Raw genomic sequence first — 14,216 nt, forward strand, 5'->3', positions numbered from 1 at the left:
CATGAGCGACCTCGTTCCGCGCCCCGTCAACCTGCCCTCCGCCCAAAGCGGGGGCGCCCCGAGCTTCACCCAGCTCGCCGCCCGCACGGCCGCGCTGACCGCCTCCGCCCTCGCCCTGAAAGAGGGCCTGTGGGCGTTGCAGCGCCGCATGGAGCGCGACGCCGACCAGGCCGACCAGCTCGCGGACCTGTGCACCGCTGCCGAGGTCGAGCAGCGGTTCACCGCCCTGATCACCGAGGCCGGGGCCGCGCTGCGCGCCGTCGCGGAGGCCTCCGGCGACCTCGCCCGCACCGCTGACCAGGTGCAGCACAACGCGCAGGCACTCCACGACGCTCACCAGGACGAGTACCGGGGCGTATACGAGGCGGTGAACGCCTCCGGGGTCCGGCAGGCCCGCCCCGGCTTCTACCGCACCCGCTGACCCTCACCCGACACCGACCAGCCCACGGGGCCCGGCCACCTACGGCCGGGCCCCGTCCCGTATCCCGAGGGAGGACCCGCCCGTGACTGCCGAGACCGTCACCCCCGCCAGCCCGGCCGCCGACGCCCGGCGGCCGCTCTCCCCGCCCGCCGCCCGCCGCCTGGCCACCGTCGAGCGCATCGCCTACGGCGCCGCCGGCCTCGCGACCGCCATCGGCCCGAGCACCGACCTGTGGCAGCTGCACGCCGCCGCCCTCGGCACCGGCGCCGGAGTCCTGTACCGCCTGTGGACCCGGGCCCGTGACGACGGCGGCGCACGGCTGCTCACCTCCGCCTACCGGGCGCTGCCGGCGCTCGGGCTGTCGACCGCGTACGGGGTCGGCCTGGCCACCCCGGGCACTTCCTGGTGGGAGGTCGCCACGTCCGCCGCCGTCGCCCTCGGCTCCGCCGTCGCCGCGCCCCTGACCCGCTCCCGGGGCGTGCGCCACGCTGCCGAGACCCTGCCCGTCACCGTCGCCGCGCAGCAGCCCTCACAGCCCGACGAGGAGGACTACGGCACCGGCTACCTCGGTGACCTCGCCCGGCACTGGGCCGCCGCTCCCGCGACCGGGGACACGCGGCTGTCCCACATCCGCCAGTACCGGCCGGACGCCCCCGATTTTGAGGCGATCATCCTGGCCCCGCCCGGCGAGGCCGTCCCCGCCACCCTGGACGCAAGGACGGTGGCCGCCGTCTTCGACGTCCCCGAGGACGTCGTACGGCTCGCCCCGGTCCCCGGGCACGGGCCGGGCCGCCTCGCCGTCCAGGTCGCCCCGACCGAGTACCTGGCCCGCCAAGGCAGGCGGTCGCCGGCCGACGAGCTGACCGCGCTGTGGGAGGCGCGGGTGTCCTCCCCGAGGGGCGTCGCCCCCGGGGTGGAGCTGGTCGCCCACCGCTTCGAGGCCGACCGCATCGTGCTGCGGGTGGAGGCCCCGGACACCGAGCTGCTGCGCCTGCCGCGGCTCCCCCTCGCTCGCGCCCTCGGGCTGGAGGACCCCGAGCTGCTGATGGTGGAGACCGACGGTATGGCCCGGGGCGTCGTCACGATCTACGCCCAGCACCCGCTGATGACCGTGCGCGAGGCCACCGCCGACGACCTCGTGATGGACGCACAGGGCCGCATCGCGATCGGGCTGCGCCACGACGGCCGCCCGGCCCGCTGGCCTCTTTGGGACCCCGAGTTGGGCGCCCTGACCGATCTCCTCGTCGGCGCCCCCGGCTCCGGCAAGAGCGTCACACTGCTGACCTTGATCACTGCCGAGCGGCTCAGCGGGGTGGTGTCTGTCGTCGCGGACGCGCAGGACGGCATGTCGCTGCCGGAGGCGGAGGGCCGCACGTACCACTTCGGTGCCGGGGTGGCCGAGTCCGCGGCGACCCTGGCGGCGTTCTCCGCCGTTGCCTCCTACCGGCAGCAGGAGTCCGCCGCCCGCGGCTGGGGCTCGTTCGTACTCGGCAAGCCGTGGCCGCTGGCCATCCTGACGATGGACGAGATCAACCGGCTGATCGCGGAGGACGCCGGGCACCCCGCCCCCTTCCGCAAATGGGTCTCGGGGATGCTCGGTGCCGGGCAGATCACCTGGCGCAAAGTGGGCATGGGCGTGCGGATCGCTGGCCAGTCCATCCACCTCCAGGACCTGGGCGACTCCGAGAAGATCCGCGCCAACGCGAAAAACGGCAGCGTGTGGCTGGGCCGGGTCAACTCCAGCATGACCCGCTCCATGGCGACGGACATGACGACCGGCACCGTGGAGGTCACCCCGATCCCGCAGCACTTCGGGGTCAGCGGCTCAGCGGAGCTGGAGGCGGCATGGTCCGGCGAGGAGGCCCCCACCGGGCCGACGACCGCCGGTACCGCCTGGCTCATCCAGTCCGGGCACCCCACCCTGACCCGCACCTGGCGCGCGGAGAAACAGAACCGCACCTATCCCGGGCTGATCGCCTTGATGGAGTCCGCGCCGATGCCCGGCTTTACCCCGGCCGAGGCCGACGTCTTCCGCCGCGCGTACGACGAGGGTCTGACCATGGCCCTGGCGCTGCTCGACGGCTGGGACGGCAAGGGCGAGGTACCCGGCGCGACCGTCGAGGACGGCGCCGGCGCCACGGCCGCGGCCTCCCGCGTCCCCGCCCCGCCAGCCTCCGCCCGCACCCTGCGGGATGACGTCCTGGACGCCCTCGCCGACGGGCCGCTGCGCACCCGGGAGATCCGCCAGCGGGTCGGCGTCGGCACCGAGGGAGGACCCGCCGCCGGGTCCGTCGACAACGTCCTGACGAGGCTGGCGGAGGCCGGGCTCGTCGCCCGCGTCGGACACGGCGTGTGGAAGCGCCTCGAGGCCGCCGACGCCCCCGCCAACCCGTCCTGATCCCGCGCACCCCTCGCCGGGCCCCTGAGCGCGCCGTACGACGGCCGCCAGGGGCCCCGGCCGTTTCATCCGGAGGACCCTGTGACCGCCCTCAGCGCCGCCGTGCAGGCCCCGGAGCGGGCCGCCCCGGCTATCACCCCCGACCGGCCCCCGCGCGGCCTGGACGCCCGCCTTGCGGACGTCGCCGCCCGCATGGACGACCGGCTCACCCTCGCCGCCCTCGCCGTCGACGTGCGCCTCCCCGACGTCGGGCCGGTCGACCTGGTCGACGTCGTCCGCGCCCCTGACCAGGTACCGCCCCCGTCCGTCGGCCTGTACCCGACCCCGGTCGCCGCCGTTCTGCAGCGCGCTCACCGCCGCCTGGAGCGGGACGGCTGGTGCGCCGGGGCCACCGTCGACGAGGACGGCCGCCGCTGCCTCTACGGGGCGCTGCGCGCCGAGGCCACCAGCCCGGCCGAGCTGGACGCCGCCCTCGCTGTCCTGCTGGAGACGATTCGCTGGCACGCCCCTGACGCGCAGTCGGTGCCCGACTTCAACGACCGGTGGGCCGGTCCCCGCACGCCGCTGCGCGTGCTGGAGCAGGCCGCCGACCTCGCTCACGCCCGCAGTCTCTGATCAAGGAGCAACCATGACACTTCACCGCGCTGTCGCCTGCGACGCCGCCGACCGGGCCGGGCTCCTGGTGGCCGTCCACGGTGACGACGAGTGGGGTTTCGAGGACGACGCCCTTGTGGTCTTCCGCCTGACGATCGCCGCCCCGGAGTACGGGCCTGCCGGCGAACGGCTGTGGCCCGTACTCGACACCGTCACCGGCCTGCGCCAGGACGACCCCGCCGCCATCGCCGACCACCCGGCCGTGCAGGACCTCACCGCCAGCCTGCTGGCCCAGAGCCGCCTCACCCGCCCCGCCGTCGACGGCGGCACCGAAGCGGCCGACGCCGCTGACGACGGCCCGCGGTGCGCCGGGTGCGGCTGCACGGAGAAGCGCCCGTGCCCCGGCGGCCGCAGCGGGACCCCACCGACCCCGAAGGCCGGGATCCGCGCCGTGCCGACGTCGGGCCGCTGACCGTCGTCTGCCCCATCAACCACCCGCGCGAGCACTTGCACGTGCTCGGCGCCGTCTGGGCCGGGCGACCACGACCGCATCGTCACGCACGGCCTGGAAGTCCGGCAGTCCGGCAACCCGGCAGTCCCAGACCCCGGCACTGCGGAAATCAGGTACTGCCGGACTCTGTAAGTCGGGAAGTCGGGCCAAGCCTCCAGATCCGCCGCTCGCGCCCGCTGCCGCCTGCCGTCGACAGCTTCCGCTTCCGCAGTGCTCCAGGCCGGACCCGCTGACCGCCCAACAGCTCCCCTCTTCTTTCACCCCCAGTCGCACCTGCCGCAGTTGACTCTCTTCGCGCATCGACCTATCGTCACCATCCGTTCAAGATCACGAGCGGATGGACAAAGGTACGTCCCCTGCGGGGACGTACGCGGCCCTCGGCCGCGAACGACCGGGGAAGGGGGGGGCGGCGGTCGATGGCCTGGGTCACCGGCATCGTGGATGACGAGCAGGTCGAATACCGCCTCACCGGTCACGCCGGCTGCTACGTCCAGCACGACGGCGAAGGCCTCGCCGAGTTGGCCCAGCCGGCCGCCGACGGCCAGGTCGACTACCGCATGGACGCCGCCGAGGACGGCACACTCGTGTGGATCGGCGAGGGGCTCGTCGCGGTCGGCCAGACCCCGGGCACGGTCCTGGACGAGGCGGGCAAGCGGGCCGCCCGGGCTCTGGCCAACGGCGTCCACCCCGTCACCGGCGAGCAGCTGGTACGCCCCGAGCTGCGCGCGCACCCGCGCGCCAAGCTGACCGGCGCCCGGCTGGTGGAGGCGATCGAGGCGGCCGCCGAGGCCGCTGGCTGCGAGTCGGCCGACCTGTTCGCTGGCAAGCCCAAGCAGGCGAAGAAGTGGGCGACGCTCGCGCGGATGGTGCACCAAAAAGGCGAGCGGCACCGGCTGCAGGTCGACTCCCTGCACCGCCTCGCCCGCGCCGCCGGGCTCGCCCTGGAGGACATCTACGACGCCGAGGAACTCGCCGAGGCCCGCGCCCACGAGGGCGAGCGGGTCAGCGTCCGCATCCGCGCCTACGACGTCGTCGCCGACCTGCCCAAGAGCGACTCCACCCTGTGGGCGTTGCTCGCCGAGCGGCACGAGAAGGAGTTCCGCGCCCTGGTCCACCAGGCCAAGCGGGAGGCTTTCGCCGAGCTGGAGCGGTGGATCGGCTACGGCCTGGCGAGCGAGGACGGCACACTGCACCGCATCGCCACCGGCGGGCTGCTCGGCTGGAGCGTGGAGCACCAGTCCGCCCGCCCGGTCGACGACACCCCCGGCGACCCCCACCTGCACGTCCACATCGTCATCGTCAACATGGCCCGCTGCGAGGACGGGCAGTGGCGGGCCATTGCCAACGGCGGCATGGACCTGCACCGGCACGCCAAGGCCTTCGACGCCCTGTTCAAGGCGCGCGTGCGGGCGCTGGCCCACGAGCGGTTCGGCGTGCGCTACGCCCGCTCGCCGCGCACCGGCGCGTGGGAGGTCGAGGGCATCCCCGAGCCGCTGCGCGACCACTACTCCCGCCGCGCCGCCCAGGTCGACGCCATCGCCGGCGCGGACGCCAGCCGCGAGGAGAAGCTGCGGGTGTCGGCCGCGACCCGGCACGCCAAGCACGACACCGGCGCCATCGACCTGCGCGCCACCTGGCGCCGGCGGGCCGAGGACCTTGGCTACGACGTCGACGCGATGATCGCGGCCGCCGCCCCCGGCCCGCCCGGCCCCGGCGGGCCGCTAGCCGCGGCCGGGCCTGACGGGCCGCGCACCCCCTCGCCCGAGCAGATCGCCGCCGAGGTGTTCGACCCGGAAGGCGGGCTGACCGCGTTCGACAAGGAGTTCAGCAAGGCCCAGCTGCTCGCCCGGGTCGCGGACGCCTGCCCGCTGGGCCTGGAGGCGGCCGAGCTGGAGGCCTTGGCGGAGCGGGTGCTCGCGGTCAAGGGATACGTCAGGGCGCTGCCGCCGCGCGGCTCGCAGCTGATGGCCCACACCGAGCGGTACACCACCCGCGACATCCTCGCAGCCGAGCGGATCATCGTGGAGCAGGCTCGGGCCCGCTACGCCGACGGCTCCGCCCGCCTGAGCCCGGAGCAGGCGGCGGCCGCCGTCTCCGTGTTCGAGGTGGCCGCCGGATTCCCCCTCGCCGCCGAACAACGCCGCGTGGTGCAGCGGCTGCTGACGGCCGGGCACGGCGTGGACGCCGTCATCGGCGTCGCCGGATCCGGCAAGACGAGCCTGATGGAGGCCTGCCGGATCGGCTGGGACGCAGTCGGCCTGACCTATGCCGGCGCCTCCCTGTCGGCGGTGGCCGCGCAGAACCTGTACGAGGGCTCCGGCATCCCCTCCTCCACGGTTGCCACCTGGCTGCAGCGCATCCACGAGGGCACCGGCCTGGCGGGCATCGATGTCCTGGTCCTGGACGAGGCGGCGATGACCGACGACCGGTCCATGGCCGCGCTGCTCACCGAGGCCGCCCGCACCGGCACCAAGGTCATCGCGGTCGGCGACCCGCAGCAGCTGCAGGCCATCGGCCCCGGCGGCGGCTTCGCCGAGGTGCACCGCCTGGTCGGCGGCGAGATCCTCACGGTCAACCGGCGCCAGAAGGACGCGGGCGAGCGGGCCGCGCTGGAGATCTGGCGCACCGGCGCCCGTGAGCAGGCCCTGCACCTGCTGGCCGACCGCGGCCGCATCCACGCCACCGACAGCGCCGACGACGCCCGCCGCTCCCTCCTCACCGCCTGGAACCAGGCCCGCGCCCGCTACGGCGACGCCTACGACCTGCTCGACAACCTGGTGGTGCTGGCCGCACGCAACCACGACGCCGACCTGCTGAACGCCGGAGCGCAGGCCCTGCGCCGGGCAGTCGGCGAACTGGGCCGCGAGCACCGCTACGCCCTGCCCGGCGGCGACCACCTCGCCCTCGCCGTCGGCGACGTCGTCCGGGTGCGCGCCAACGACTACCGCTCCCGCCGCGGCGCCGGCCCCGACGTCCTCAACGGCTACCGCGCCGTGGTCACCGACATTGCCGACGACCATCGGGTGCAGATCACCTGGCGGCGTAGGACCAGCGACGGCACGACCCGCACCGGCCAGGCCTGGCTGACCCCCGACCAGATCACCGCCGGGGCCCTCTCCCTGGGCTACGCGATGACCATCGCCGCCTCCCAGGGCCTGACCTGCGACACCGCCCTCGTCTACGGGCTGGGCGCGAACGCCTACGCCCTCTACCCCGGCATCACCCGCGCCCGCACGGCCAACCACCTGTGGCTGCCCGCCGCCGCCCTGGAGGACCCGGAAATCCGGGCCCGGCTCGGCGATCCCCGCGACGAGGCCGAACTCCTCGAGCGCGCCCTGCAGGCCTACACCGCCCTGCTGCGCCAGGACCGCCCCGACGTCATGGTCAGCGACCAGCTGCGCGCCGCCCCCTCGCCGGCCGCCCCGCCGGCTCCCGCGGTCGGCGAGCCCGCCTTCCCGGCCTGGGACGACCACGACGCCCGCCCGTACGGGGCGCTGCCCAGCGCCCGGCTGGAGGCGCGGCTGGCGAAGACGCTGCACGCGGCCGCGGCCGCCGAGCACGCCGCCGACGAGCAGACCCGCAAGGCACAGGAGCTGGCGGCCGCCGCGGCCGAGCAGCCCAGTGCCGGACAGCGCACCGCGCAGGCCGCGGCCGCCGTCCTCGCCGAAGCCGACCGGCTCGCCGCCATCGCCCAGCAGGCAACCGGCACCGCCCGCCTCGCCGCGGCCACCGTCGCGCAGGCCGAGAGCATCAAGGAGAGGATCGAGGCGGCTTCCGGCCGCAGCCGGATCGCGCTGTGGCTGGCCAGCACCTCCCGCGCCGAGCAGCAGGCCCTGCTCGCCCACTACACGCGGCAGCTGGCCGACGCACAGGAAGAGCAGCGGCGCGCCGAGCACGCCGCTGCCGCCGCCCGCCAGCAGGCCTGGCAGACGCTGCGCACCTCCCCCTACGCGGAGGCCCTCCGCGCCCAGGGCGCGCTCGGCGAGGCTCCCGACGACCCGGTGGTCATGCGGCAGCAGTTCGCCGCGATGCGCGCCCACCTGCCCGCCCTGGCTACGCAGATCGACACCGCACGCGCCGAGGCCGCCCGGCAGGCCCGCCACGAGGCCGTCGCGCTGCGCGCCCAGGCCCACGAGTTGCGGGCGGCCGCCGAGCAGCTCCAGACCGAACAGCAGCTGCGCCGGCAGATCAGCGCCCAGGCCCCGCAGCGGCACGCGGCCGAGGAGGCGGCACGCGACGCCGCGCTGCAGCGAGAGCGGCGACAGAACGCGCTGCGCGCCCGGCAGGCCCAGCGCTGGCACCCGCAGCAACACCTGCGGGGCCGTAGCCCCATTGGCAGGTGACACCGAATACGTAACCGGTGAGACCGGCTACACGGCCCCGCACCTATCCGGGGACCGGACGACTTCACGGCGAACGTCTGGGGCCCGCCCGGGCGCGGAATCAAGCGCTGTGCAGTCCCGCCGGGGCGGTGGTGGGAGTCAGGGCGAGGCCGTAGAGCCGCTCCCGGATGTGGCGCACGAGGAGCGAGTCCGCGCCGTGGATGTCGGTGGCGATCGTCAGCAGCTCGGCGCCCAGCCCCGGCCGGTCGCTTTCCGGCGGCATGGCCCGCCACAGGCTGTAGGCCCGTCGGGTGGCCGCCTCGACGTCCGGATGCTTCGGGCCCTGGATGGTGACCCGGAGCTGCACGGCGTGCAGGTACCAGGCCAGCCCGGTGGCGTGGTCGCCCATCAGCGCGGCGATGTAGCCGCGGACCTCGCGGACCTGGACGGTGTGCAGGTGGCTCTCGCCGTACTCGGCGGTGGTGTCCAGGTCCAGTTGGGCGGCCAGCGCGGCCGCGTCCTGCAGGCGGCCGTCCTGGGCGACTTCCGCGACCTTGGCGAGCCGGGCGCGCAGGGTTTCCGGACGCAAACCCTCCGGGACGGTTGCCGTACCGGGGGCGGCCGTGGCCCAGAACTCCGGCGTCACGGTGCCCCAGGGACGGTAGAGCGGCTCGGACATGGATGAACTCCCCTGCTGCGGTACGACGTTCACCAGTCCACCACGCGGCGGACTTGGGTGATGCGGGTCATGTAGCTGGTGCTGTTGCGCCAGCTGCTGTAGGTGACGATGCGGGTCTTCAGGCCCGTGCGCGGCGCCTCGATCAGCAGTCCGTCGCCGATGTACATGCCCACGTGGCCGGGGCTGGCGTCGGAGCCGTCCGAGCCGGGGGTGAAGACCAGGTCGCCCGGCTTGGGGTGGTCGATGTCGACCTGGGTGCCGACGTTGATCTGCTCGTAGGTGGTGCGCGGAATGCCGATGCCGGCCGCCCTGTAGGCCTGCTGCACCAGGGAGGAGCAGTCGCACCAGTGGGCGGGGTCCTTGCCCAGGGCGTCGGTGCAGTCGCCGCCCAGGTGGTACCAGCCGCCGCGCTGCTTCAGCGCCCACGCCACCGCGATGCGCACCTGCTTGGGTGTGCCGACGGGCAGTTCGTAGCCGGCGGGCAGGGTGCCGTCCTCGCTGGAGGCCGGGGCGGCGAAGGCGGCGGACATCTTCATGATGTTCTGCACGTAGTGGTAGGTCTGCCCGCCGGCGAACGAGGGCGGCGGCACCCCCTTGTACTGGTCGACCCGGCCCCAGCCCGCGTTGTACGCGGCCAGGGCGAGCTCGATCGGGGCGCCGTTGTAGTCGGGGTGGGCCTTGGCCTTCTTCAGCAGGGAGCACATGAACCTCCCCTGGGCGGGGATGGCGTCGGCCGGGTCCCACACATCCTTCTTGCCGTCGTGGTTGCCGTCCACGCCCCAGGTCGCCCAGGTGCCGGGCATGAACTGGGCGATGCCCTGGGCGCCGACACCGGAGCGCGCACTCGGGTTGAAGCCGCTCTCCTGCTTCAGCTGAGCGGCCAGCACCGCCGGGGAAAGGCCTTCGCTGCAGTCGGCGGCCGCCTGCAGGATCAAAGGCGCGTATGCGGAGGGCACGCCGCCCCCGCCGATGCGCAGCCCCCCGATGGGGTTGCCGACGCTGGTGTCGTCATCGCTGAAGGTGGCGATGAGCAGCACCACGCCCAGGCCGAGCGCGACCGGTGTCATGACGAACCCCACACCCAGGGCCATCAGCAGGCGTCTGGCCGCCTTGCCCCCCATGCAGTCCCCCTCCTGGCCTGCCCTCAGGTTTGCTTTCCCAAATCACCAATTCGGGCAGCGGTATGGGAACCGGTGCTCGAATCCGTGCGTGATGAAGTGTGACAGTACGGCATCCCTGCATCTCAGTGAGGCGGGGGAAACTCCCTTGAGGGGCATATGACTTCCGCGTGTAAGGTTCCAGTTCAGGGGTGCGGTAACCGCAGCTGCGGGAGTGGTTAGCCTACGCAAACGCCGAAAGGAACGTACGGGGGAATTCGTGGGCAAACAATCTGTTCCGGCTCCGGTGCTGCCTGCGGGGGCACGGCTCGTGGTACCCGTGATGGCCGCCACCGGCGGCAGCGGCCGCACCACCGTTGCGGGCTTGCTGGCCTCGGGCCTTGCCGCCAGCGGCTCCACCGTGGTCCTCGACCTCGCCCCGCGTCTGTCGTCGCCCTGGCCCGCCCGGCTCGCCGAGCAGGGCGTCGGCGGGCTGGCGGTGCTGCCGCCCGACCAGCCCCTGACCCGCAGCGCCGTGCAGCAGGCCTGCGCCGTCAACACCGGCGCGAACGGCGCCCGGTGGCAGGTGCTGTCGGACGGGCGGGAATGGCACACTCAGCCGCTCGCACTGCCCGAGCCCCCGGCCGCCTGGTACCAGCTGGCCGCGATCGGCGGCTGGCAGATCGTCATCGCCGACACCGTGCACCCGCTCGCCCACGACATCCTCGCCGCGCGCTGCGCCGGCGAGCTGGGGCAGACCCGCGGCTGGTACGAACTGCCCTACACGGTGCCCGTGGTGTGCGCGGCCGCCACCGCCGACGGCATCCGGGCCCTGCAGCAGGCCGTGATGGCCCTGCACGCCGAGGGCCTTCCCCTCCAGCACACGGTCGTCGTGCTGGCCGACACCGCGCACGGCCGCCCGCCGGCCGCCGTGCGCGCCGGGGCCACCATGCTCACCGCCCGCACCGCCGCGGTGGTGCACCTGCCCTACGACCCGCAGATCCGCGCCCACGGCCTGAACACCGCCCGCCTGCGCTCACGCACCCGGCAGGCGGCCGCCCAGCTCACCGGGGCCGTCCTCGCCGCGGCGCACACCACCTGGGGCCGGCCGCTCCCGGACGCGCCGCAGCCCGCCCCACTCGCTCCCGCAGTCACCGCTTCTTGACGAGGAATCGGAAAATGAGCCAGCTCCTGACCACCCTGCACACCGCCGCCGCCGATCCGCAGTGGCACACCCTCGCCGACGCGGTCCCCGGGGTCACCCCCGAGATGCCCAAGGACGTCGACAAGCCGGTGCAGAAGATCCTGAACTGGACCGCCGGGCTCGGCCTGGCGGGAGCCGTCCTGGGCGGCCTGCTCGGCTGGGCCGCGGTCGCCGTCGGCCACAACAGCGAGCGGGCCGCCCTGGCCGCACGCGGCAAGCAGGCCATCCTGTGGAGCCTGTTCGGCGCCGGCGGCATCGGCGTGACCGCCGCGCTGGTGACCACCTTCTACAACATGGCCAAGTGAGGCAGGACGTGGTGAGCGACAGCAAGACCCGCAAGGCCCGGCTCACGCTCGCCGCGCTCGGCGTCCTGGCGGCCGGCGCGCTGATCGGCGGCGGGGTGACCGCGGCCGCGCTGCTGGGGGATGACGACCCCAAGCCGGGCAAGGCGTCGTCCGCGCCGACCACGGCGAAGCCGACGGCGTCTTCCACCGGCGAGCAGGCGGCGATGACCCCCGACAAGGCCCGCAAGCTCGTCTTGGAAAAGCCCACCGGCCAGAAGAACGGGCTGTCCACGGGCTTCTCCAAAGGGCCCGTCGGAGCGGTCTCCACAGCCGTGTACTTCTGGGAGGAGTACGCCTTCCTCGACGACCAGAAGGCCCGCCAGCAACTGGAGGCGATCGTCTCCCCGGACGCGGACGGCTACATCGACGAGCAGATCTCCGAGGTGCGCAAGCTGCGCGAACAGGTCGGCCTGCCGCCGTCCGGCGGCACCCCGGCCGGAATCACCTTCAGCACCACGGTCAACGCCGTGCGGGCCACCTCCCTGACCGGTACGGGCGGCAAGGTCGTGCAGGTCTGGATGAACTACGACCGCTACGCCACCAAGGCCGACGGCAGTCCGGACGACGAACCGCTCAAGGACCAGGACACCGACCTGCTGCTGAAGTGGCAGGACGGCGCCTGGAAGATCACCAATGAGCCGCAGTACTGGAAAAAGCGTTCCTTCCCGCGTGCCTACTTCCCCGACTCCCACATCTCCTGGGCAGACGGCTGGCAGCAGGTGAGGCATGCGGACTGAGCGCCGAACCCACCCTCTGGCCCGACTCGTCGTCCTGCTGACCGCCGTTGTGCTGTGCTTCGGCACCAGCCTGAGCACCGCCCCGGCGGCCCTGGCGAAGGACGACCCGAAGTATCACCTCGACTACGGGCCGGACAGCGGTAAACAGTGCCCGGTCGACTGGAGCGGCGGCGCCCCCTGCGGCATCGACAAGCAGGGCCACTACTGCCTCTACGACGAGATCAACGACGAGAGCCTCTGCCGCATGCCCGAGGCCGGCGAGCTGCCGGGCACGATCGGGGAGTGCGAGAACGCCGGCGGGGAGAAGTCGCCGGAGTGCAGCGACGAGACCTGGAAGGCGCTCGAGAAGAAGAAGCTGGAGAAGTGGCGCCAGGCCAACCTCGAGCTGGTGCAGAAGGGCGAGCTCGACCAGGCCGACTTCGACAAGTGGTTCAAGTTCCTGCAGCAGTGCGTCGACAAGGGAACGTCGTTCAGCGCCTGCAAGGAAGCGGCCTACAAGAAGTACGGCTCGGTGGGCGGACAGAGCATCGGCGACTGGGTCGGCAAGAAGATCTCCCAGCTGGCGCGGGACGCGCTGGAGGAGGCCGCCCAGTACGTCGGCAACGCGGTGGTGTGGCTGCTGGAGCAGTTCGCGGACGTCTTCAACGAGACATCCACGATCAAGCTCGACTCCACCGGCATCAGCGAGCCGATGGGCATCGCCACGGCCGTGTCCGTGGTCCTCGCGGTGTTCCTGCTGCTTCTGCAGTTCGGCAAGGTCTCCCTGTCCCACCAGGGCGGCCCCGCGGCCACCGCCATCTCCGGCCTGGCGAAGTGGGTGGTGATCTCCTCCGCCTACTGGACGGTGACCGTGACCGCGCTCGAGTTCTCCGACGCGATCTCCACCTGGATCATCAACAAGGCGTTCCACGGTGGCGGTGGGAACGCCGCGGAGACCATGAAGGCCCAGTTCGGCAAGATGTTCGGCGGACTGATCACCGGTGGCGGTGGAGCCGCCACGGTCGGCGGGGCCCTGGTCACCGGCCAGGGGGTGGCCTCGTCCGCGGTCGCCGTGGTCATCGTCATCGGCATCGTGTGCATCCTGGCCATCGGCGCGCTGTGGATCGAGATGCTGCTGCGCCAGGCCGGGATCATGATCCTGGTGTCCACCATGCCGATCGTGCTGGTCGGGCAGATGTCGGACGCCACCAAGGACTGGTGGCCCAAGGCCCGGGACGCGCTGCTGGCGCTGATCCTGATGAAGCCGATGATCGTGTTCTGCTTCGCCATCGGCTTCTTCGCCATCGAACAGGGCGAGGGCGTACGGAACATGATCGTGGGCCTGGTCATCTTCCTGATGGCGTGCTTCTGCTGGCCCGTGCTGGCAAAGTTCATGACTTTCTCCACGCTGGGCGCCGGCGCCGCCATGGCGGGCGGGCTGATCAGCTCGCTGGGCTCCTCGGCCGCCTCGCTGGGGGGCGGCTACCGGCCCGAGCTTGCCGGGGCGGGCGCGGTCGGCGGCGGGCCCGCCTACACCCGCGCCCTGGAGCGGGACAACGCCCAGGTCCAGGCCAGCGGCTCCAACGCTCAGGGGGGCGGCGGTTTTTGGACCAACGAGTCGCTCAAGGCCCGTATGAAGGGGCCCGGCGGCCGCCTGGGCACCCGCGTGGCCGGGCCGCTCGGCCTGGGCCTGCAGGTCCTGGCCATGGGCAAGGACGTCCTGGAGTCCGGCATGGCCAACACCGCCGCGCACGCCGGGCTCGACTCCGCCTCCCCCGGCGGCCGGCACGTGGTCATCCCGCCGCGCGGCCCGGACACCGCTGGCCTGCCCCCGGCCGTGCAGGAGCGCGCCCCGCAGCCGCGGCCGGACGCCGCGCCGGTGATCACCGGCCCGCCCAACACCGACGTCCCATCGCCGAGGGAGGGATAG

11 protein-coding genes are annotated in these 14,216 nt (G+C 73.5%); 9 read left to right on the forward strand and 2 right to left on the reverse strand.

From position 1 onward, the window contains the following. Position 1 precedes the first annotated feature (1 nt). From ABD224_RS22615 to mobF, 5 genes are all read left to right on the forward strand, one after another. Entirely contained in the window at positions 2–421 is a 420-nt protein-coding gene (locus ABD224_RS22615; RefSeq protein ID WP_344052783.1) for a conjugal transfer protein TraB, read from the forward strand. Positions 422–503: 82 nt separating this feature from the next. Further along, a complete protein-coding gene (locus ABD224_RS22620; RefSeq protein ID WP_344052785.1) occupies positions 504–2,819 on the forward strand; it encodes a winged helix-turn-helix domain-containing protein in 2,316 nt (771 codons plus the stop codon). An 81-nt stretch (positions 2,820–2,900) separates the two neighbouring features. Continuing rightward, entirely contained in the window at positions 2,901–3,434 is a 534-nt protein-coding gene (locus ABD224_RS22625; RefSeq protein WP_344052787.1) for a DUF6197 family protein, read from the forward strand. 13 nt (positions 3,435–3,447) lie between these two features. After that, a complete protein-coding gene (locus tag ABD224_RS22630) occupies positions 3,448–3,885 on the forward strand; it encodes a hypothetical protein (protein ID WP_344052789.1) in 438 nt (145 codons plus the stop codon). Between the two features lie 455 nt (positions 3,886–4,340). Beyond that, positions 4,341–8,267: a MobF family relaxase gene (gene mobF, locus ABD224_RS22635; protein WP_344052791.1), complete on the forward strand. Its 3,927-nt coding sequence runs from the start codon at positions 4,341–4,343 to the stop codon at positions 8,265–8,267. A gap of 100 nt (positions 8,268–8,367) precedes the next feature. Here the strand turns inward: mobF and ABD224_RS22640 are convergent, their stop codons facing one another. Together ABD224_RS22640 and ABD224_RS22645 are read right to left on the reverse strand one after the other, a co-directional pair. Next, entirely contained in the window at positions 8,368–8,925 is a 558-nt protein-coding gene (locus ABD224_RS22640; protein ID WP_344052793.1) for a hypothetical protein, read from the reverse strand. Between the two features lie 29 nt (positions 8,926–8,954). Beyond that, a complete protein-coding gene (locus ABD224_RS22645; RefSeq protein ID WP_344052795.1) occupies positions 8,955–10,046 on the reverse strand; it encodes a C40 family peptidase in 1,092 nt (363 codons plus the stop codon). A gap of 319 nt (positions 10,047–10,365) precedes the next feature. Here ABD224_RS22645 and ABD224_RS22650 point away from each other — a divergent pair, with 319 nt between their 5' ends. From ABD224_RS22650 to ABD224_RS22665, 4 genes are read left to right on the forward strand one after another with little or no spacing between them, the layout of a single operon-like run. After that, complete coding sequence (locus ABD224_RS22650) at positions 10,366–11,187, forward strand: hypothetical protein (RefSeq protein WP_344052797.1); 822 nt, start codon at positions 10,366–10,368, stop codon at positions 11,185–11,187. A 14-nt stretch (positions 11,188–11,201) separates the two neighbouring features. Then, a complete protein-coding gene (locus ABD224_RS22655; protein WP_344052799.1) occupies positions 11,202–11,531 on the forward strand; it encodes a hypothetical protein in 330 nt (109 codons plus the stop codon). Beyond that, the gene (locus tag ABD224_RS22660; protein WP_344052801.1) at positions 11,528–12,307 is read left to right on the forward strand and encodes a hypothetical protein; all 780 of its coding nucleotides are present in this window, start codon (positions 11,528–11,530) and stop codon (positions 12,305–12,307) included. Before ABD224_RS22655 ends, ABD224_RS22660 begins: the two co-directional genes overlap by 4 nt. Then, positions 12,297–14,216 (forward strand): hypothetical protein, encoded by a 1,920-nt coding sequence (locus tag ABD224_RS22665; RefSeq protein ID WP_344052803.1) that lies wholly within the window; start codon positions 12,297–12,299, stop codon positions 14,214–14,216. Before ABD224_RS22660 ends, ABD224_RS22665 begins: the two co-directional genes overlap by 11 nt.

This window comes from Streptomyces thermoalcalitolerans, assembly GCF_039525155.1.
GTDB lineage: Bacteria > Actinomycetota > Actinomycetes > Streptomycetales > Streptomycetaceae > Streptomyces > Streptomyces thermovulgaris.

Excerpts from the sequence above, each read along its gene's own strand:
- ABD224_RS22665 (WP_344052803.1), top strand. The coding sequence starts at position 12,297 with ATGCGGACTGAGCGCCGAACCCACCCTCTGGCCCGACTCGTCGTCCTG.
- ABD224_RS22630 (WP_344052789.1), top strand. The coding sequence starts at position 3,448 with ATGACACTTCACCGCGCTGTCGCCTGCGACGCCGCCGACCGGGCCGGG.
- ABD224_RS22640 (WP_344052793.1), bottom strand. The coding sequence starts at position 8,925 with ATGTCCGAGCCGCTCTACCGTCCCTGGGGCACCGTGACGCCGGAGTTC.
- mobF (WP_344052791.1), top strand. The coding sequence starts at position 4,341 with ATGGCCTGGGTCACCGGCATCGTGGATGACGAGCAGGTCGAATACCGC.
- ABD224_RS22650 (WP_344052797.1), top strand. The coding sequence starts at position 10,366 with ATGGCCGCCACCGGCGGCAGCGGCCGCACCACCGTTGCGGGCTTGCTG.
- ABD224_RS22655 (WP_344052799.1), top strand. The coding sequence starts at position 11,202 with ATGAGCCAGCTCCTGACCACCCTGCACACCGCCGCCGCCGATCCGCAG.
- ABD224_RS22645 (WP_344052795.1), bottom strand. The coding sequence starts at position 10,046 with ATGGGGGGCAAGGCGGCCAGACGCCTGCTGATGGCCCTGGGTGTGGGG.
- ABD224_RS22615 (WP_344052783.1), top strand. The coding sequence starts at position 2 with ATGAGCGACCTCGTTCCGCGCCCCGTCAACCTGCCCTCCGCCCAAAGC.